The 19,583-nt window shown below is 61.7% G+C and carries 18 protein-coding genes; 12 read left to right on the forward strand and 6 right to left on the reverse strand.

Annotation, left to right across the window (positions count from 1 at the left end; all coding sequences use genetic code 11):
* The first annotated feature begins 71 nt into the window (after positions 1-71).
* Complete coding sequence (locus tag LJ738_RS15600; RefSeq protein ID WP_227787323.1) at positions 72-722, forward strand: LuxR C-terminal-related transcriptional regulator; 651 nt, start codon at positions 72-74, stop codon at positions 720-722.
* Positions 723-823: 101 nt separating this feature from the next.
* On the opposite strand, the gene LJ738_RS15605 is transcribed toward LJ738_RS15600, so the two are convergent.
* Positions 824-1,321 carry a KdsC family phosphatase gene (locus LJ738_RS15605; protein WP_227787324.1) on the reverse strand — a complete coding sequence of 166 codons (498 nt, stop codon included), beginning with the start codon at positions 1,319-1,321 and terminating at the stop codon, positions 824-826.
* A gap of 159 nt (positions 1,322-1,480) precedes the next feature.
* Between LJ738_RS15605 and LJ738_RS15610 the strand changes: the two genes are divergently transcribed.
* The 4 genes from LJ738_RS15610 (at position 1,481) to LJ738_RS15625 (ending at position 4,325) form a co-directional block, all read left to right on the forward strand.
* Positions 1,481-2,416: a nuclear transport factor 2 family protein gene (locus LJ738_RS15610; RefSeq protein WP_227787325.1), complete on the forward strand. Its 936-nt coding sequence runs from the start codon at positions 1,481-1,483 to the stop codon at positions 2,414-2,416.
* A gap of 203 nt (positions 2,417-2,619) precedes the next feature.
* Entirely contained in the window at positions 2,620-3,384 is a 765-nt protein-coding gene (locus tag LJ738_RS15615) for a DUF1223 domain-containing protein (protein ID WP_227787326.1), read from the forward strand.
* 98 nt (positions 3,385-3,482) lie between these two features.
* Positions 3,483-4,061 carry a sigma-70 family RNA polymerase sigma factor gene (locus tag LJ738_RS15620; protein WP_227787327.1) on the forward strand — a complete coding sequence of 193 codons (579 nt, stop codon included), beginning with the start codon at positions 3,483-3,485 and terminating at the stop codon, positions 4,059-4,061.
* 9 nt (positions 4,062-4,070) lie between these two features.
* Positions 4,071-4,325 carry an anti-sigma factor family protein gene (locus tag LJ738_RS15625; RefSeq protein WP_227787328.1) on the forward strand — a complete coding sequence of 85 codons (255 nt, stop codon included), beginning with the start codon at positions 4,071-4,073 and terminating at the stop codon, positions 4,323-4,325.
* A 189-nt stretch (positions 4,326-4,514) separates the two neighbouring features.
* Here LJ738_RS15625 and LJ738_RS15630 read toward each other — a convergent pair whose 3' ends face one another.
* The 4 genes from LJ738_RS15630 to LJ738_RS15645 all read right to left on the reverse strand — a co-directional run bounded on the left by LJ738_RS15630 (position 4,515) and on the right by LJ738_RS15645 (position 7,738).
* On the reverse strand, positions 4,515-4,841 hold the full coding sequence (locus LJ738_RS15630; RefSeq protein WP_227787329.1) for a 2Fe-2S iron-sulfur cluster-binding protein: 327 nt from the start codon (positions 4,839-4,841) through the stop codon (positions 4,515-4,517).
* An 85-nt stretch (positions 4,842-4,926) separates the two neighbouring features.
* Positions 4,927-5,943, reverse strand: coding sequence for an NAD(P)/FAD-dependent oxidoreductase (locus tag LJ738_RS15635; protein WP_227787330.1), 1,017 nt, complete (start codon positions 5,941-5,943; stop codon positions 4,927-4,929).
* Between the two features lie 145 nt (positions 5,944-6,088).
* The gene (locus tag LJ738_RS15640) at positions 6,089-6,511 is read right to left on the reverse strand and encodes a hypothetical protein (RefSeq protein ID WP_227787331.1); all 423 of its coding nucleotides are present in this window, start codon (positions 6,509-6,511) and stop codon (positions 6,089-6,091) included.
* Between the two features lie 102 nt (positions 6,512-6,613).
* Entirely contained in the window at positions 6,614-7,738 is a 1,125-nt protein-coding gene (locus LJ738_RS15645; protein WP_227787332.1) for a porin, read from the reverse strand.
* 268 nt (positions 7,739-8,006) lie between these two features.
* Here LJ738_RS15645 and LJ738_RS15650 point away from each other — a divergent pair, with 268 nt between their 5' ends.
* The 7 genes from LJ738_RS15650 to LJ738_RS15680 all read left to right on the forward strand — a co-directional run bounded on the left by LJ738_RS15650 (position 8,007) and on the right by LJ738_RS15680 (position 18,250).
* Positions 8,007-9,275 carry a hypothetical protein gene (locus tag LJ738_RS15650; RefSeq protein ID WP_227787333.1) on the forward strand — a complete coding sequence of 423 codons (1,269 nt, stop codon included), beginning with the start codon at positions 8,007-8,009 and terminating at the stop codon, positions 9,273-9,275.
* Between the two features lie 15 nt (positions 9,276-9,290).
* On the forward strand, positions 9,291-9,701 hold the full coding sequence (locus LJ738_RS15655; protein WP_068192029.1) for a hypothetical protein: 411 nt from the start codon (positions 9,291-9,293) through the stop codon (positions 9,699-9,701).
* A gap of 159 nt (positions 9,702-9,860) precedes the next feature.
* On the forward strand, positions 9,861-11,339 hold the full coding sequence (locus tag LJ738_RS15660; protein ID WP_227787334.1) for a hypothetical protein: 1,479 nt from the start codon (positions 9,861-9,863) through the stop codon (positions 11,337-11,339).
* A gap of 188 nt (positions 11,340-11,527) precedes the next feature.
* Positions 11,528-14,935, forward strand: coding sequence for an acetate and sugar kinases/Hsc70/actin family protein (locus tag LJ738_RS15665; protein WP_227787335.1), 3,408 nt, complete (start codon positions 11,528-11,530; stop codon positions 14,933-14,935).
* Positions 14,913-15,953 (forward strand): hypothetical protein, encoded by a 1,041-nt coding sequence (locus LJ738_RS15670; protein WP_227787336.1) that lies wholly within the window; start codon positions 14,913-14,915, stop codon positions 15,951-15,953. The genes LJ738_RS15665 and LJ738_RS15670 overlap by 23 nt, the downstream gene beginning before the upstream one ends.
* A gap of 27 nt (positions 15,954-15,980) precedes the next feature.
* A complete protein-coding gene (locus LJ738_RS15675; RefSeq protein WP_227787337.1) occupies positions 15,981-17,474 on the forward strand; it encodes a hypothetical protein in 1,494 nt (497 codons plus the stop codon).
* Positions 17,475-17,590: 116 nt separating this feature from the next.
* Positions 17,591-18,250 (forward strand): hypothetical protein, encoded by a 660-nt coding sequence (locus tag LJ738_RS15680; protein WP_227787338.1) that lies wholly within the window; start codon positions 17,591-17,593, stop codon positions 18,248-18,250.
* A 258-nt stretch (positions 18,251-18,508) separates the two neighbouring features.
* On the opposite strand, the gene mgrA is transcribed toward LJ738_RS15680, so the two are convergent.
* Entirely contained in the window at positions 18,509-19,501 is a 993-nt protein-coding gene (mgrA, locus tag LJ738_RS15685; protein WP_227787339.1) for an L-glyceraldehyde 3-phosphate reductase, read from the reverse strand.
* Positions 19,502-19,583: the final 82 nt, after the last annotated feature.

The following is a 19,583-nucleotide window of genomic DNA, read 5'->3' on the forward strand; positions in this document are numbered from 1 at the left end:
TGTTCAAAACCGATTTAATGGATAGCGACCAGTAAATTAATTAGGTTTCTCACCGGTCTGCTCCCTGTTTTATGATTCGCCTATTACTCACCGACGGCCACCCTCACGGGCGGGAGGCCCTGCGCATCGGGATGGAGCCGGCGGCCGAAATAAAGATAGTGGGCGAAGCAGGTACCGGCGACGAGCTGCTGGCCGAACTGGCCGCAGCCGCGCCCACCGTGGTGCTACTCGACCTAAACCTCCCCGGCCCCGATGCCTTTGCGCTGCTGCCGGCGCTGCGGCGCCAGTACCCCCAGCTGCGCGTGCTGGCCCGGGGCGAGCTGACCAATGAGCACTACGTGACGCGCGCTTTTGACCTGGGCGCGCACGGGTATGTCCTGAAAAGCTCGCGGCCCGCGGAGCTGGTGCAGGGCGTGAAAACCGTGGCCGCGGGCCGGCCTTTCCTGTGTTCGGCCATTGGCCTTGCTCTCCTGACCCGGCTGTTTGTCCACAGCCCGGTAGTTAGCGATGCAGCCCGCGAGGCCCTGGGCCTGAGCAAGCGCGAAATGGAGGTGCTGGGCTTGGTGGCCGAGGGGCTGACCAATGCCGAAATTGCCGATAAGCTCTTCACCAGCAAGCGCACCGTGGAAACCCACCGCCAGAACATCATCGCCAAAACCCAGGCCAAGAACACCGCCGCCCTCATCAAGCTCGCCGCCCGCCAGGGCCTGTTGCCGGAATAAAGAGTGACTGAGTGGGAGCGTGACTGAATGAATAGTTAGGACCTCACTCAGTCACGCTCCCACTCAGTCACTCTTTTCAGCAACTGCGTTATTGGGCTGGCTTACTGCTGCGCTGCAATGATGAATTCGGCCAGCTCGCGGAAGCAGCCGTGGCCGCCGGGCGTCTGGCAATGAAAGTCGACAACGGCACGGGCAAAGGAGGTGGCATCGCCGGGGCACGCCGACAGGCCCACCAGGCTCAGGATATCCAGGTCGTTGGTGTCGTCGCCGATAAAGGCTACTTCCTCGGCGGCCAAGCCGGTGCGGGCCAAGATGCTGTGCAGGCAGGCCGGCTTGTCTTTGATGCCCAGGTGGAGCTCTTCAATCTGAAGCTTGGCAGCCCGCGTACGCACCGAAGGCGAGGTTTCGCCGGTGACGATGCCCGTGGCAATGCCGAACTCGCGCAGGCGCACCACGCCCATGCCGTCGCGGATGCTAAAGCGCTTCATTTCTTCGCCCCGCTCCGAGTAGTACACGCCGCCGTCGGTGAGCACCCCGTCGCAGTCGGTAAGTACCAGGCGAATGCGGCGGGCGCGGGCGGTGAGGTCGGCTAGTTTCATAATAACAGTAAAGGCAAAACGGGGAAGCCGCCGAAACCGGCCGGCAAGGTTCAATTCGGCCGCAAGAACGGCACTGCGGCGCACATGTAGATTTTGTGGTAATTGTGATTATCCCGGAAAGCGTATATTGGCATAGCGAAACTATTAGACTAGTATCTTATGAAGAATCATTTTACTATCGGGGCATTTGTTGCCTCATTGCTACCCTTTAATTCCCAGGCGCAAGCGCCGCACGCCGCCGTAGTGGCCGCCGAAACCGCTTTTGCGGCGCAGGCCATGCAGGAGAGCACGCCGGCCGCCTTTCTGGCCAATAGCGCCCCCAAAGCCTGGGTGACCGAAAACGGCAAATGGGCCAATGCCCAAGACGTGTGGCGGTCTCGCCCGGCCCGGCCGGGCAGCCGCCTTACGTGGTACCCAGTGCTGGCCGATGCCGCCCAATCCGGTGACCTGGGCTACACCACCGGCCCCTGGACGGCCCTGCTGAACGACAAGCCGCAGGCCTCCGGCGAGTACGTAACGGTGTGGCGCAAGCAGCCCGATGGCAAGTGGAAATTTGTGGTGGACATGGGCGTGGAGCGCATTGGCACTGCCCCCGCCAAGGCAGCTACCGTGCCCCAGCCGCGCCTGCTCGCGGCGGCGGCCACGCCCAGCACGGCCCCGTCCAACATCGTGCTCGAAGTGGACCGCAAGTTTGCCGCCGCCCAGCTACTCAAGCCCGGCGCCGCCTACCAGCAACACCTCAGCACCGAGGCCCGGCTCTACCGCCCCGGCCTCTCGATGATGCAAGGCGCCGCCGCGGCCGCCAACATGAAAAACCTGGACGGCGGCTACCAGTTTGTGCCCGTGGATGGCTACCTGGCCGCCGCCGGCGACTTGGGCTACGTGGTGGGCACCCTGCAGCGCTCCAGGGGCGCCAAGCACCCCGAGGAAAACGGCAGCTACCTGCGCATCTGGCGGCGCGAAGCTGTGGACGGCTGGCGCCTGGTGCTGGAGGTCTTCAACTTTGCACCCAGCCCAACTGCCGCGGCCGCGGCACCCGCAGTGACTCCCGCCGCTGATGGCGCTGCGGGCGCTACCAGCAAGCGCCCGCAGTAGTTCGGGCGCTGATTGTGGCTTCGCCATTGGTTTTGGAACGGCCCCGGCTACTGTTAGCCGGGGCTTTTTTTGCTCAATAAAATTGAGCTAACTTGATGGGGGCTTGGCGGGTAGTTCAGCAGAGTTGCCCCACGTGTAAGGGGGTGATGCGGGGGCCGTCTGCCGCTTTACCTATTGGTTTTGCCAACTTCTTCGCCCACCCTATGAAAAACGCTGTTCTGCTGACGTTGCCGCTCCTTGGTGCCATGGCCGTACTGGCCCTGGCCCAGCCTACTGCCGTAAATCCAGGCGGTCCCGCGGCTCGGGTGCCGGTGGTAGTGGAGCTGTTCACCTCGGAAGGGTGTTCGAGCTGCCCGGCTGCCGATGCGGCCCTGCGGCAGCTGGAAACAGCTCAATCCGTGCCCGGCGTGGAAGTTATTGCCCTCGGCGAACACGTCGACTACTGGAACCGCTTGGGCTGGAAAGACGGCTTTTCCTCCGCCGCTTTTACTGCGCGCCAGCGGCAGTATGCATCGGGCTTTGGCTCGGGCGCCTACACGCCGCAAGCGGTGGTGAATGGCCGCTACGAATTTGTGGGCAGCCACGCCGCCGAGTTGGCCCAAACCGTGGCCAAAGCCGCCACGACCCCGCGGGCCACGGTCACGCTTACCACCGCGGGCAATGCCGCCCGCGTACAGGTGGCCAATGTGCCGGCCGGCACCGCGGCGGCCGAGGTGCTGCTCGTCGTTACCGAAAGTGGGCTGGCCTCGCAGGTGGGCGGGGGCGAGAATTCGGGGCGCCTGCTGCGTCACGCCCCCGTGGTGCGCCAGCTCATTTCGTTGGGCAAAATGGGGCCGGCGGGCACCTTCAGCGGTGCCACCGAGCTGAAACTGAATGCCGGCTGGAAGCGGCCCAACCTGCGGGCCGTGGCCCTGGTGCAGGAAACGGCTTCGCACCGGATTGTGGGAGTGGCCACCGCGGCGCTGTAACCTGGTCAAAACAAGCGCCTCCTGTTTGATTGTTTACACTTACCTGCTGCCGACGTAATCTTGCGGTGCGACCTTTTCTGGCTTAGCTCCCGTCCCGCATGATTTCCACCACCCCAGTGCCGGCGCAGTGGCCCGACCGCTACGGCGACGAGCTGTACCGCTTTGCCTTGAGCCGCGTTTCCGATGCAGATGCGGCCGAGGAACTGGTGCAAGACACGTTTCTGAGCGCCCTCAGCGGGTTGGCCACGTTCAGGGCCGAGGCGTCGGAGCGCACGTGGCTGTTTGTTATTCTGCGTCGCAAAATCATCGACTACTACCGCCGGCAGGCGCGGACCAACCACGTCAGCCTCGACGAGCTAGGCGAAGCCGGCCCCACCGAGGCCGATTTCTTTAACCCCGAAAACGGCCACTGGAACGCGCAGCAAGCCCCCGTGAGCTGGCTCAATGCCGATGCCGCCCTGGAGCAGCAAGAGCTCCATGACATCCTGCAACGGTGCCAGCAACGGCTGCCCACGCAGCAACATGCGGTATTTACCCTGCGATTCGTGGAGGAATTATCAGCCGAGGAAATTTGTCAGGAGCTCGGCTTGAGCTCTGCTAATTATTGGGTTATCGTGCACCGAGCCAAGCTGCAGCTGCGCCGCTGCCTGGAAAAGCACGGCTTAGGCAAAAATTAATTATCCGCTATGCTTCGTCTTATTACCTGCCAAACCGCTACGATGCTCCTGGACCAGCAGGCCGACCAGCCCGTGCCCAAAGAAGCCCGCACCAGCCTGTGGCTGCACCTACGCTACTGCCCCTATTGCAACCGGTACGCAAAGCAAACGGTGAAAATAGCGGAGTGGGCCAAGGCTGCGGCCGCCGCCCGCGCCAGCGCCGGGCCAGCATTGCCCGAGGCCGCAAAAGAGCGGATGCGGGAGCGGTTGGCAGCAGCGGGATAATAAATTGAGCTGTCATTGCGAGCGCAGCGCGGCAATCCTTCCTATGCCTGCGACCAGCCCTGAGAAGTAATGAAGCCTTTTATAGAAAAAGCCCCGGCACTGCGCAGTGCCGGGGCTTTTTACAGTATTAGGCTGGTCGCTGAGACCAGGACAGATTGGGTCGTCCTGCGTCCTCGCAATGACAGATGGTTACGCGCCGGTGGGAGCGAGGCGGACCACTAGGCCATCGGTTTGAGGGGTGAGGCGAATCTGGCAGCTGAGCCGGCTTCCGGGGTGTACTACGGGCAGGGTTTCGAGCATGTCCAGTTCGTCATCGTTTGGCTCAAACAGGGCGGGGCCGGCCAGCACTTCCACGTGGCAGGTGGCGCACAGGGCCATGCCGCCGCAAGTCGCCATGATGTCGTAGCCGCTGGCTTTCAGCACTTCCATCAAACTCAGGCCCATGTCGGTGGGGGCGATAATTTCGCGGCGCTGGCCGGGCGCTTCTTCGACGTAAATGCGGATATCTTCTTCCATAGGTTGAGTTGAAAGGACAAAGAAAGAGGAATGAAGAATAAGCGACGAGCTAATTCTTCATTCCTCCCTTTTTTATTCCCGGATTTTACAGCGTGGGTACCCCGTTGACGGTGGTGTACTTCAGGGTGTACTTTTTGTCGGGGTAGATGTATTTGAACGCGCCCTGGCACATGAGCGCGGCCTCGTGGAAGCCGCAGAGGATGAGCTTGAGCTTGCCGGGGTAGGTGTTGATGTCGCCGATGGCAAACACGCCGGGCAGCGAAGTGCTGTAGTCCAGGGTGTCGACCACGATGGCGTCGTCGGTTAGCTCCAGGCCCCACTCGCCGATGGGGCCGAGCTTGGGTGTGAGGCCAAACAGCGGGATGAAGTGGTCGAGCGGCATAGTCTCGGCGGTGCCGTCGTTGCCGGTGATGGTCACTTCGGCCAGCTTGCCGTTGCCGTGCAGGTGCGTCACGTTGGAGCTGAGCACGAGCTTGATTTTGCCGGCTTCGGCCAGCGTTTTCACTTTCTCGGCTGAGTCGGCGGCACCGCGGAAGGTGGTGCCGCGGTGCACCAGCGTCACGTCGGCCGCCACGTTGGCGAGGAAGTTGGTCCAGTCCAGGGCCGAGTCGCCGCCGCCGGCGATGACGATTTTCTGGTCGCGGAAATGCTCGGGGTCGCGCACCATGTAGTGCACGCCTTTGCCGCCCTCAAACTGCTCGAGATTTTCGACAGCCGGCTTGCGCGGCTCAAACGAGCCCAGGCCGCCGGCAATGGCCACGGCTTTGCACTGAATCTCGGTGCCGTCGGTGGTGTAGAGCTGAAAAGAGCCGTCGTCGAGCTTGGCAAACCGCTCCACCCGCTCGCCCAGCGTGAAGGTGGGGTGGAAGGGCTCAATCTGCTTCATCAGGTTGGTGACGAGGTCACCAGCCAGGATTTCGGGAAAGCCCGGAATGTCGTAAATCGGCTTCTTGGGGTAAATCTCGGAGAGCTGGCCGCCGGGCTGGGGCAGGGCATCCACCACGTGGCAGCGGAGCTTGAGCAAACCGGCTTCAAAAACCGCAAACAGACCAACCGGGCCGGCCCCGACAATACAGATATCCGTGGAAATTACGTTGGGCATAATAGCAATAAGTGCCTGAATAGGCACCTGGTGAAAAGCGGCCGCAAAGGTACGGCCCGCAGCCGGGGCCGCCAACGGCAGCCCGTTTTATAACAACGGGACCGCCCAAAACGTTGGCCGAGGCCGGCCGGTTACCCCCAAAATTCTATAAGCCGGACGCGCCCGGCGCAAGCTCCGGCGTGAGGTCGTCGAGGAACTGCTCGGCTTCCCAGATGTTCAAAAACTGCCGCACGGGCATGGCCTGGCTGGTGGTTATTTCGTCGGTGCAGCGGCGGGTGGGCAGGCCGGGTACGTGCACTTCGGCCACCATGCTCACGCCGCGCTGCACAATGAGCTGCTCAACGGCTTGAAATTCGGCCAGCAGGTCTTGGTTGACCTGGTTCACGACCTGCATGTCGCTTAGAATGCTGAACCCCGGCCGCACCTGCAGCAGCGCCGCAGCCCAATCCTCGCGGTAGTTGGGCAAGTTGGTAGCCTGCTGCATCTGCCCAAAATTTTGGTAGAAAAGCCGGTTTTTCTCGTCTTCAACAGTAAGCTGGTATTCAGGTCGGAAAGCAATAAGACGCATAGGGCAAATAACTCATAGCAAAGCGAGTCCGGATAAATACGTAGGGCTCGGAAGGGTTACAATATTAATACGTAGCCGGTTTCTATTGCTAATCCCGGCAACTTAAAACGAAAGCGCGAGGCTCGACGTGAGGTTGCCGTAGCTGTCGGCTGTGGGGTCATCGGCGCGTTCAAACACCGGGGCGCGGCCGCGCAGGTAGCGGCCTTCCAGCCGCAGCAGCACATTGGTAGCGGGCGCATAGTCGAGGTTGAGCGAGCCACCGCCTGCCCGGAAGTCGGGGCTCCCGGGGTTCGGCGTAATGCCGTGGATGACGACACCCCGCTCGGCGTAATAATATTCGGCGCGGGCCGTGGCCGTCCAGCGGTCGGCCAGTTGGTAGCGCACAAAGGCCGCGCCAGTGTGCCACGTGTCGTACTTGCCGTACACGGCGGTTTCCTGCTTGCCCACATCGAAAACGCCGGCCACGCTCAGCCGGTCAGTCGCGGCATAGGTTAGGTAGAAGTCGTGAAAATAGCGGCGGTACTGGGCAGTGCCCGTGGGCCCCTCTATTCCATAAAACGTGCTGCTGTTGAGGAGTAGCTTGGGGCTGAGTTTCCACTGAATCTGGGTGCCGAGGGCCTTATTTCCGTTGGTTTCGCGGATAATCTGCCAGCCATTGAGCACCAGCGCCGTGAGAGTCAGCTTGGGGTCAAGCTCGTACGTGAAGCGGGCGCCGGTCTCGTAGTAGGGCGAGTTTTCGGCCATAATGGAGCGGGTCAGCGTCCAGTTGTCTTTGCTGATGGCCGATTCAAACCCGATGTGCGAGGTGAAAATGCCCGCGTCGAGCCAGGCTTTTTTGAAAGGCCGGAAGCCGGCGTATGCCTCGTAGAGGTGGCGCATGGTCAGGTCTTCGCTGGCGTAGTTAGCTTCTACATAGGAGCCGGCGTGCAGGCCGATGGCGCCGCGCACCTGGTCGTTGTTGTAGCGCACGCCCACCACCGCCTGGTTCACACTGAACTCGTTTTGGCGGTTGTGGGAGTACAGGAAATTGGGCCGAAAATTGGAGCCGTCATTCCCAAAGTCGTAGCCGTAATACGCATCCACGGCGCCATAATAGCTCAACGGATTGGGCGCTGCCGCAGCGGGCATCTGGGTGGGTGTGGTGCGGGCCGTGTCGGGCGTGGGGGAGGTTTGGCCCTGGGCCGCTGCTGCCAATGCCAGTAGAAAAGGGAGTAGAACGTGTTTCATGCGGCGACAAAGGTGGCAGGTTTTACGTGCTACTTATTCGCCGGCATCCCGCCAAACATTACAAGCAAAAATATGCGGCCGGGGGAGCCGGGTTTGTACTAGAAGCCGCAGCGGTGCGTTTAGCGTTTAGGTTTTCGGCCGTGGGGCATTTCGCTGCGTAATGCCTATACTTCGCCCCAAAACCTTGCCTAGCGCTTTACCTATGCCGATATCCGTTTCCGTGGGGCTGCCCGCTTCACGTTTTTTTCGATGCTTCCGGCTCGCCGGAGTGCTTTTTGGGACGATTTCGCTGCTGAGCAGCTGTAGCTCGGAGCCCACCGAAACCAAATCGGCTAGTTCCACCAAAGGAACCAAACCCGTGGCCACGACCCCGGCAGCTACCGAAGCGGCTCCGTTGCGGGTCAGCGTTTTTCTGGAGTATTCGGGCGGCATGAAGGGCTTTGTGCCCCGCGGTGGGGCCGATAAGCCGCCCACGGAATTTCAGCAGCGCATCGGCGCGCTCATCACCGAAACCCAGGTGAGCGGCGCCATCGCCGACCGCAAGTACTACCTCTGCGAAAACGCCGCACCCAAGGCCGTTCCCTTCCAGCAGTTGCGCGACGTGGTGCAAGGCGAAGTCAATCAGGCTGCCCTCGGCACCGAGCTGCCGCAGATGCTCGAAGGCATACTCAACATGCCACAGGCCACCCAGCAGGTGAGCGTGGTGATTTCCGACTTCATCTACGGCCCGGCCCGCAAATCCGACTTTTCGCAGCTGCCCAACCTGATTCGCACGTCCATTGCGCCGGTGAGCCAGAAGCAGCTGGCGGTGGCGGTGTTCGGGGAGGCTTCCCGCTTCTACGGCAGCTATTTCCCGGCCGTGAAGACGCCCGTGCAGAAGCGCACGCTCAACGGCGAGAAGGTGCCCTACTACGTGTGGGTAATCGGGCCGCCCGCGCTGGTGGCCCGCTACACGGCCGAGGTGTTTAAGAACGCGCCGGCCCAACAGGCCTTTTATGGGCTGAAAACCGATACCCCAGCCTTCGCGCCTCTGCTCACCAAGCTCACAGAACCTAAAATGAAGCCCAGCGGCAGCGTGTATGGCGAAGGCAACGGCCTCACCATGAACGTGTCGGACGACACGGCGGAGTTTACGGTGGGGCTTAATTTGAAAGAATTGCCGGCTGCCTGGCAGAAACCGGAGTTTTTGGCCCAACATGTGCGGGTACGCCTGCCCAACGGTCAAGCTTCTTTGCTGCCCAACTCGGTGCGCCTGCTCACCGACGACGAGCAGAGCGGCCAGCCGGTGCTGGCCCCCTTCACCCACGTAATGCGGCTGCGGGTGAGCAAACTGGCGGCGCCCACCGCCACGCTCAGCCTCGTGCTGCCCGCCCCGGAAACGCCGGAATGGGTGGCCGCCTGGTCGACCACCAACGACAACACCCCGGCACCGCGCACCTTCGGCCTCGACCAAATCCTGGCCGGCGTTCGCCAATCGTATCCAACTCCGCTACCGCCCGTATTCACGGTTCAGCTTCCGCTCAAAAACGACAAATAACCCGCTTGCTCTTCTATGCAAACTTTCTTCACCAGCCTGTACTCGTCCCTGATTTCCATCTTCCAAAGCCAGCGTCCGGCCGACTATGGCTTGTATAAAACCGATTTGTTTTCGCTCGTGGGCTGGAGCACTTTGGGCGTGGCTTTGTTGTTGGTAGTAGCGTTTTATTATCTGTTCAATTCGGCCCTGCGCACGGGCATGTTCCGCACCACGCACTGGGTGCTCACCCTGGCCCTGGCGGCCGGTCTGGGCACCCTGCTGGCCAACACGCTCAGCAAAAGCCACGGCGCCGAAAGCAGCAGCTACTTGGGCTACTTTATGGTGGTAAACATGGTGGTGGCTTCGCTGTGGTTCCTGCTGTTTTCGGTGCTGCTCAAGCGCTGGAGCACCTACGCCCGCACTACCCCGTTTGTGGGGCCGTTTTAATATCCTTTTGTTCCGCCTGTCATCCTGAGCGGAGCGAAGGACCTTATCATGTACATGCAGTTAGGTTTTACTGCACTTTGTTCTGGCCTGATAAGGTCCTTCGCTCCGCTCAGGATGACAGACGTTAGAAACATGTGTTTCTCCAATAGCTAGAAAACTATGTCCAAACTATTCATTTTTGCCGTGGGCGGCACCGGGGCCCGCGTGCTGCGCTCGCTCACCATGCTGCTGGCCTCGGGGGTGCGCATCCCCAATTGCGACCAGGTGGTGCCCGTCCTCATCGACCCCGACACCCAGAACGGCGACGTGACCCGCACCGTGGCCCTGCTCAAGCGCTACGCCCGCATTCACGAAGCCCTGTACGGCGATGGCCAGAAAGAGAAAACCGGTTTCTTCAGCCAGCCCATGAATACGCTGGCCCACCTGAACACCGGTGGCTCAGAGGAACTGCGCGACTCGTTCGTGTACGACTTCGGCGGCATCAGCCAGCCCTTCCGCGACTACCTGAAGTACAATGACCTCTCGGTGGAAAGCCAGGGTCTGGTTGATTTGCTGTTCACCCAAGACAGCCTCGCGGCCAACCTCGACGTAGGCTTCCGCGGCTCGCCCAACGTGGGCTCGGTGGTGCTCAACGCCGTGGTGCAGTCCAAGGAAATGCGCTACCTTGCCCAGAGCCTGCAAGAGGGCGACCGGGCCTTCTTCATCAGCTCAATTTTCGGGGGCACCGGCGCCGCCGGCTTCCCGCTGCTGGTGAAAAACCTGCGCGATTCTAACTCCGCACTGGCCCATCCCGAAGTGCGCCGCCGCATGAAAGCCGGCGCCTTGGTGATGCTGCCCTACTTCAAGCTGCAGGAGCCTTCGCAGGATGAAAAAGCCGCCGGCCAGGACTTCATCGATTCGAATACCTTCATCACGAAGACCAAAACGGCCCTCTCGTACTACGCCGACAACCTGCAGGGCCTGGAGGCCATGTACTACCTCGGCGACCAGCCCGGCCAGCCGCTGGCCAACCACCCCGGCCGCGCCGAGCAGCGCAACCAGGCCCACTTGCTGGAAATGCTGGGTGCCCTCTCCGTAGTGCACTTCATGGAAGTGCCCGACAACCAACTCGACAGCGGGCAGCCGCTCTACCACGAGTTTGGCCTGAAGTCGGATGCCCCCGAAGTGGACTTCGGCCAACTGCCCACCGACATGCGCCAGGAGGTGGCCCGCCCGCTCATTCAGCTCCACTACTTCGCCCGCTACTTCCTCAAGCACACGCCCGAGGATGCGAAGGCCCCTTACTACGAAGCCGGCAACCTCTCGGCTCAACTGCGCAACAACCGCGCCCTACGCGAGCTGAACGACTTCTTTGGCGAATACAACGAATGGATTCGGGAGCTGGGCGTAAACCAGCGCCGCTACACGGCCATCCGTCCCGAGGAAATGGACTTCAACAAAATGGTGGCCGACAAAACAGTCGAAACCGGCATTTTCAACAAAGGCATCACCCCCGGCTACTTCCGCGACGAGCTGACCAAGGCCGTGGGCAAAGCCACCCTGACGAACCCGACCGAAAACGAGGCCCTTCGCTGGGTTGTAAAGGCCTTTGAAGAGGCTACGAGCGAGATTCTGGACAAGAAACTCCAGTATTCGTAGCCCCGGAACCTCACCCCCGGCCCCTCTCCATAAGAGAGGGGTGCCACGGCGGTATTTTGCTTTAAACAAACTTGAAACGACAATAGAGGTCATTCGCAGCCAATCGAGATTCCTCTCGGCTCCCCTCTCTTATGGAGAGGGGCCGGGGGTGAGGTTCTCCCTGCACCGTGCTTCTCTCAATCCAAAAAATGGCTAAAATCCTGCGTTTGCACGATACCGGTTCCAGCACCCACGAGGGTTGGGGCCCGACTGGTAAAATTGGCCCCCACGAAGTGGAGCGCCTGCTGGACCCGCAAGGCGGCCGCGCCGCTAAGGTGGCCGTCTCCATTCCTTCTCCGTTTGCCCGTATGCACCTGGTCGAAACCGCGCTGCGCTTTGTGGGGCAGGGTGGGGGCCACCAAGATTCGGTGTACCACCAGCTCGTGAGCCATTTCTGGGACGTGTGGGAAATGGTTTTCAACTACCATCAGCGCAAGCTGGCCAGCCAGCGCCTCCAAATCCGGGCCTGGCGCAAGGACGAGGAACTGGCCAAGCTGCGCGCCAACCCCGGCACCCGGCCCTTGGCCGACGTGCTGAGCCTGTACCTCGACGGCCGCTTCGCCAAGCTCACGGAGATGCACCTCATCTACTTCCCGGGGGCCAATGGCGTGCCGCAGCTCATTGGCGGCACCTCGCCGCTCACGCTGTTTTTCCCGGCGCCCAATGTGCGGCCTCTGCCGGTGCAGCGGCCCCAGGGCGGTGGCTATTATTTTGATAACCAGTACGTGTCGCTGGCCAACCGCGAGGCCGCGTTCCGCGACTTCGTGTACCAGCAGTTTGTGGGCGACCCGGTCCTGATGGCGCTCGCCCCGCTGGTGCGCGACACGCTCGACCGCAGTATCCTGCAGAAGTGGGCCATGGAAGGCAGCGCCAATCTGAGCAACTTCCCGGTGCTCACCGACGGCTCCAACAACCAGATTGACGTGGCCGGCGTGCTGCTGCGCGTGCGCCCCGACGAGGGCACCGTGCGCAATTCCGACTTGTTCATCCGGCCCAGCAAGCCCGGCGTGGCGGGCCCGCTGCCCATCGTGCTGCGCCCCGGCCTGAAGGCGGTGGGCAAGCGCTACTTCAACGAAACGATGTTTGCCGACAGCGGCGCCATTATCCCGGCGGCCGACCCTCGCCCCCTGAAGGAGCGCACGCTGCCCGGCCCGGAGCTGCCATACCCGTACCTCACGGTGAACGACCTGCTGGAAGAAACGCTGCTCACCGTGCCCTATGAGGTCGATGATACGCGCTTCTACTGCGGCAATCTGAAAGTTGCACCGGGCTTCAAGCCCAGTACTTGGCCGCTGCTGCCCATCAAGCCAGCCTATTTCGACTACTTCACGTCGCACGACCTGGCCGAGCACCTGAGCCTGGAGCTCGACCCGGCCTGCGTGCGGGTGCGGCTGCGTGTGCCGGTGAGCGGCGGTGATTATGTGGATTTCGAGCGCGCGTACTACCCCAACCCGCAGGGCGACAACATCGGCCGCCTGCTGGTGACCAACGTGGCACTGTCGGTGTTCCCCTTCGTGAAGGTGGCCGACGCGCCGCTGTACAACGACTTTTACAAAGTCATGCTGGTGGATGCCAACAACATCGACCCGAGCATGGTGACCAAGAAAGTTGACCTGAAATTCTGGGTTGACGGCCGTTCGCTGGGCGAATCCGGCACCGGCCAGAGCGCCACCCGCTACGAGCGCACCCCCAAGACGGGGCAGGACGAAGGCAGCACCTACTACGAGGTGCGCGGCACCCATTTCGATTACCTGGAAGTAATCAACCCGGCCCCGGCCGCTGGCTCGGCTCTGGTTATTCCGCGCTGGCCCGAGGTGCGGCAGGGCACCAAGGAATACCGCTTTGCCATAGACTTTGGCACCACGAACACCCACGTGGCCATGCAGGACAGCCCCGGCCAGGAGCCCAAGCCCTTCAGCTTTGGCCTGACCGATACGCCCGTGGTGCTGCTCAAGAAATCGACCAGCGAGCCCGACCGCAGCGCCTACGAGCGCCTGTACCGCGGCATCGACGACGACCCGGCCAACTTCGTGCAAATCAAGCGCTGGCAGCAGTACCAGGAGCGCGAATTCGTGCCGCCCATCATCGGGCAGGACGGCTCGCCGTATGCCTTCCCGGCGCGCACGGCCACCTATGAAGCCGCCAACTACGCCACCCAGGAACTAAGCGTGTTGGGCAACATCAACGTGGCCTTCGGCATCATCACCGAAGAGCAGCGCCGGCCCAACTACCACACCAACCTGAAGTGGGACAACAGCCTGAACCAGGCCAGCACCAACCGCGTGCGCGCCTTCTTCCAGGAAATCCTGCTATTGTGCCGCGCCAAAGTAGCCCTGAACGGCGGCAACCTCGCGGCCACGCAAATCACCTGGTTTGCCCCGTTGAGCTTCTCCACCTATCAGCGCAACTTGTACCAGCGCGAGTGGGACACGCTGTTTCATAGCATCTTCCACACTTCCAACTCCATGCCCTGCATGGTGGAAAGTACGGCACCGTACTACTACCTCACCCGCCGCAACATCGTGACACTAGGACCGGGGGAGAATGCGGCCTTCATCGACATTGGCGGCGGTACTACCGACGTGCTGCTGTATGCCGACCGCAAGCCGGTGCTGAGCACCTCGTTCCGTTTTGCCGGCAACGACCTGTGGGGCGACGGCGGCGCCGAAGTGCGCGGCTCGAAAGACAACGGCCTGGTGCGTTTTGGCGTGGCCGGCGTACAGAGCGCGGTGCTCTCGCCGGCCGCCCGGCGAGCCCGCGAATATGTGCTGGTAGCCGAAGGAACCGACAATTTTGGCTCTGAGGACGTGGCCAGCTTCCTGTTCAACTACGACCAACTGCTGGGCTTCAGCGAGCGGCTGCTGCGGGCCGAGCACCTGCGTGTGCTGTTCTACCTGCACTTCGGCACCCTGATTTACCACGTGGCGCAGGTGACGGTGGCCAACGGCCAGCAGTTGCCGCGCTACCTCTGCTTCACGGGCCGCGGCAGCCTCTACGTGCGCCTGCTGGCCGCCGGCGCCAACCTGCAGCCGGTGGAGAAGCTGGCCCGCCTCATCATGGAAAAAGCCACCGGCCAATCCGTACCGACGGACTTCCGCATCAAGCTGGCCGACGACCCCAAGCAAACCACCGCCAACGGCGGCGTGCTGGCCACCGGCCAGATTCCGCAAGACCCGCCGCTGGTGCGCCCCGTGGGCATTCTGCCCGATGCTGAAATGCCTCAGGCCGACAAAGGCGAGCACCACTTGGAAGCCTCGGGCGTGACCGACGAAATCAAGCAGGCCGTGCTGGCCAACGCCCGCGCCTGCCTGAAGCTGCTGCTGGAAGACCCGGAGCTGAAGCGTGTGCAAACCGACCTGGGCGTGAAAAACGACCCCGGCCTGGTAATGGCCACCTTGGACCGCCACCTCGGCGACTCGTTCAACCTGTACCGGCAGCAGTACGCCGACGTGCTGCGCGATGGCGACACCATTCCCGAAACGCTGTTCTTCCTGCCGTTCAAAAACGCCCTGTATGAGCTATCCAAGGTGCTTTATGACGCGCAGCCGCTTAACTAGTCGGATTGGGCTGGGCGCCCTGCTGCTCTTGCTGGCCCTTGGAGGCGAGCAGGCGGCCCGTGCCCAGCCCACTGCCGATTCGCTGCGGGAAGGGCCCGTAGCCTCGGTGCCGCAGCCAGATTCGACCGCGGCGGCCAGCACTAGTGCCCCGGCCGCAGCGCCTTCCTCCAACTGGCCGTGGATACTGGGCGTGCTGGGGGGCATTGCGCTGGGCGTGCTTGGGGCACGTATGTGGGCGCGGTCGTCCCGGCCGGCGGCCGATGGCCGCGAAGACCGCGCCGCGCCGACGCCCGAACCCGAACCTGTGCGAAAGAAGCCCGCCGAAAACGTGGCCCGCACGCCCGTGGTGCAGTCATTGCGCCAAGTGCAAGGCAGCCCGCCCACCTCGCCACCCGCGCCCAAGCCGGCGCCCAAGCCCGCTGGAACCGGGGCAAAGTCAAAAAACAAACCCAAGCCCAACCAGCCCTCCGGACGCGCGTCGTCCTGGCCGGCTGTTCCTCCCCGTCCTGCCATGAATCAAACTCCGCCACCGGTGCCTCCCACGGATGCCGACCCGCAGCCCCTGGAAACCGGCCAAACCATTGAGTGGACCACGCCGCCTTACATTCAGGAGTTAATCGAAACCACGGGCAACGAGGCACCTGAGGCCCCAGCCGCTCCAGCCCAGGCCGCGGCGCCCACGCCGGCTGCTTCGAATGGCCCCGTACACTACTACGCCCCGGCCCCCGACGTGCCCAGCATCGAACACCGCAAGCTCAGCCCCAATCCGCTGCCACAAATGCCGCTGCTCATCACTCTCACCCACGCGGAGGCCACCATTGCCCAATTTTCGTTTAGCCCGCAGGCCGACCAGTCGCGCATCATCGGCAACGGCGTTCGGGAGCTGAAAGAGTTCTTTGCCTTCGAGCTGCCCCCCACGGAGCAGTTTACTACCATTAAGAACCTGGCCGACGGAAAGCTGGAACGCCGCGACGATGCCTGGCACGTGGTGCAAAAAGCTGGGATTGCATTGAGCTAACTTCGGCAATTATTTGACGAAGCGGTTATGCTCTTAATTGAAATTGTATTGGTGCTGGCGCTGGTCGCCTGGCAGGCCTTCGTGTTCTGGCGCAACCGCCAGCTCACCGAGCGGGTGCAGGCCATGTACCCCGTGGCGGGCGCGGTAGCTGTACAGCCCATTCCCTTCACGGCCGCTCAGCCGGAGAAGAACTTTGCGGTGCAATACGATGCCCTCATTACCCGCGGCGCCTCGCCGGAGTTTGGCCAAATCATCACCGATACCAACGAATACCTTCTTAATAACCGTGGCGCGGCGGCCGATTTCGGCATTTTGAAAGACATCTCCGAGCGCCACGCTGAGGCACTGGACGAGGAGATTCAGGCCCAGATTGCCACACCGCTGTATCTGGGCTTGCTGGGTACTTTCACGGGAGCCATTCTGGGCTTGGTAGCGCTGGTGGGCAACCCGTTTTCGGAGGTTTCGGATAACCCGCATACGGATACGTCGTTCAGCAACGGCGACGTACAGCACTTCCTTGGGGGCGTGCTCATTGCCATGATTGGCAGCCTGTTTGGCCTGGCTTTTACGCTGGCCGGCAACCAGCTCCTGAAGCAGGCGCGTGCCGTGCGCGACCGCCACAAAAACGCCTACTACACCTTCCTGCAGAAGGCCCTGCTGCCCAAGCTCAACTCGGACATGCAGGCCGGCATGAGCAATTTGAAGTCGGTGCTGGATACGTTCAATACCGAATTCTTCAGCCAAATTCAGAACGACTTTTTCAGCAAAATCCACGAGTTTACGCCGCTTATTGCCAGCATAACGGAAAATGTGAGCGTGCAGAAGCGCTTCCTGGAGCAGCTGGAGAAAATTGGCTATTCGGAACTGGCCAACGCCACCATCAAGGTCTTTGATAGGGTAGACGAAAGCGCCCAGACCTTCGAGAAATTCCTGGGCTACCAGCAGGCGCTGAACACCACCGTGACGCACAGCAACGAAGCTGCCCAGACCATTGGCGCGCTGCTCAACCGCCTCACCGCTCTGGAGCAAGGCCTGGCCAGTGTGCCGCAGTACCTGCAGCAGCACGACGACGCCCTACGCCAGCAAGTGGCATTCTTCAGTCAGCACGGCAAGCTATTGGCCGATATCGGTTCGCAAATCCGTCAGGGCGTGAGCGAGGGCGTGCACCGCATGGACCAGGAACTCGACGGCCGCCTGCAGGAGCTGCAGCAGGAAGCCACCGAAGCCCATGAGCAGTGGCAGCGTCACTTCCGCGAGCTGAACAACAACAACATCTACCAGAAAATCACGGAGTACCTCAATCCCTTCACCCAACTGCCAGCCCAACAGAAAGACCTGAACGTGCTGCAGGAGCGCCAGGCCGCTCTGGCAGCGCAAGCCATGCAGCGCATGGAAGCCCGCCTGCTGGCCGACGCGCAGCTGCAGCAGCAACTCCTGCAGCAAGTAGACCGCACCAACAAAGTGCTCGAGGAACTCACCAAGCCCAACTGGTTTCAGCGCACAGTATTGGGCAAAAAGTAGCGCGGACTCTGTAGTCCGCGTCCCCGACGGAACCCTGAGCGATACCCCAATTGTGCGGGGACGCGGACTACAGAGTCCGCGCTACTGCCCGACCTCCTTACCCAACAACCCACCCCATGAAAGAAAGCAAGGACTTCTTCTGGCCCAGCTACGTGGACCTTATGACGGCCTTGTTCCTGACCATGCTCGTCATGTTCGTGCTCAGCTACAAGCTGTTCAAAGACAAGGCACGCGACAACGACAAGCTTATCTACGACCTGAAGGTGCAGGTGCAGGAAAAGCGCAAGCTCGACGAGATAAAAGCGGCCCTAAAGCGCCTTGAAAGCAGTTATTTCGAATATAACCCTACATACAAGCGCTACGAGCTGAAATTCCCTGTCACGTTTGCGCCCAAAAGCGACGTGCTGCCCTACGAAGCCCAGGCGCCCCTGGTGAAAGCAGGCCGCTTCCTGCTCAACCAGATGCAGTCCATCAAAAACGACGAAAACGTGCAGTACCTCATCGTGGTGGAGGGCCGTGCTGCTAAAGACCTCCGCTATCCTGCCAATGACCCGCACAACCTCGACGGCCCTGCCGTGCGCCAGCTCAGCTACAGCCGCGCCCTGGCCGTAATCCGGCTGTGGGAACAGGCCGGGCTGCGCTTCCCCAATAACCTGGAAGTGGTGGCCGCTGGCAGCGGCTTCCGCGGCGCCGGACGCTACACCGGCAGCCAGGAGGCGCTGAATAAGCGGTTTATCATCCAGATTCAGCCCAAGATTGGCTCAATTGGGAAATAAGAGTTATGAGTAATACAGAGCGTCATGCTCCGTGGAACCTCACCCCCGGCCCCTCTCCAAAAGAGAGGGGAGCCACGGGACAAGTTTTTAGCTCAATTCCTGATAATAGAAAGCCCCAGCTCAATATTGAGCTGGGGCTTTCTGTTTGATTGATTACCGTTAGGCTCCCCTCTCTTTTGGAGAGGGGCCGGGGGTGAGGTTCCACGAAGCGGTAAAGATGCTTCGCTGCGCTCTGCATGACGGTCAGGTTTACTCGTTCTACCCCTGCAAAATCAGCTCAATCGCCGCCAGTTCCTCCGGGCTGAATGCCAGATTCTCTAAGCAGCGGAGCGAGTCGTCGAGTTGCTCGGGTTTGCTGGCGCCGATGAGCACAGAAGTGACCCGGTCATCTTTTAGCAGCCACGAAAGGGCCATTTGGGCCAGGCTTTGCTGGCGGGTGAGGGCGAGGGCGTTGAGGCGGCGGATTTTGTCGAGGCGCTCGGGCGTGAGGTTGTTTTCGGTCAGGAAGCCGACGCCTTTGGCCACGCGTGAATCGTCTGGAATGCCGCGCAGGTACTTGTCGGTGAGCAGGCCCTGGGCCAGCGGCGAGAACGGGATGCAGCCCACGCCTTCCTGCTCTAAGAGGTCGAGCAGGCCGCCTTCTACCCAGCGCTCAAACATCGAATACTTGGGCTGGTGGATAAGGCAGGGCGTGCCGAGCTCGCGCAGCAAGCGGAAGGCCTCGGCCGCTTCGGTGGGCTGGTAATTGCTCAGGCCGACGTACAGGGCCTTGCCTTGGCGCACGATGAGGTCGAGCGCGGCCATGGTTTCGGCCAGAGGCGTGTCGGGGTCGGGGCGGTGGTGGTAGAAGATGTCGACGTACTCCAGGCCCATGCGCTTTAGGCTCTGGTCGAGGCTCGATACGAGGTATTTCTTCGAGCCCCACTCGCCGTAGCGGCCGGGCCACATGAGGTAGCCGGCTTTGGTGGAAATAATCAGTTCATCGCGGTAGCCCGCAAAATCTTCGCGCAGCACGCGGCCAAAGTTCTCCTCGGCCGAGCCGGGCGGCGGGCCGTAGTTGTTGGCCAGATCGAAGTGGGTGATGCCGTTATCAAAGGCCCGGCGCAGGATGGCGCGGCCGTTGGCCAGCGAGTCCACGTCGCCGAAATTGTGCCACAAGCCCAGCGACAATGCCGGCAATTTCAGGCCGCTGTGCCCGCAGCGGCGGTATGTCATGTGCTGGTAGCGAGTGGGGTGGGGGAGGTAGGGCATGGTGGTGGGGGCGGGCCGTGGAGTGTAACCAAGTCAATATAGCGAGGCAATAATAAGCCCCGGCACTTTGTGGGCGCCGGGG

Origin of the sequence: Hymenobacter plasmatis, from assembly GCF_020711255.1 — a bacterium.
Lineage (GTDB): Bacteria > Bacteroidota > Bacteroidia > Cytophagales > Hymenobacteraceae > Hymenobacter.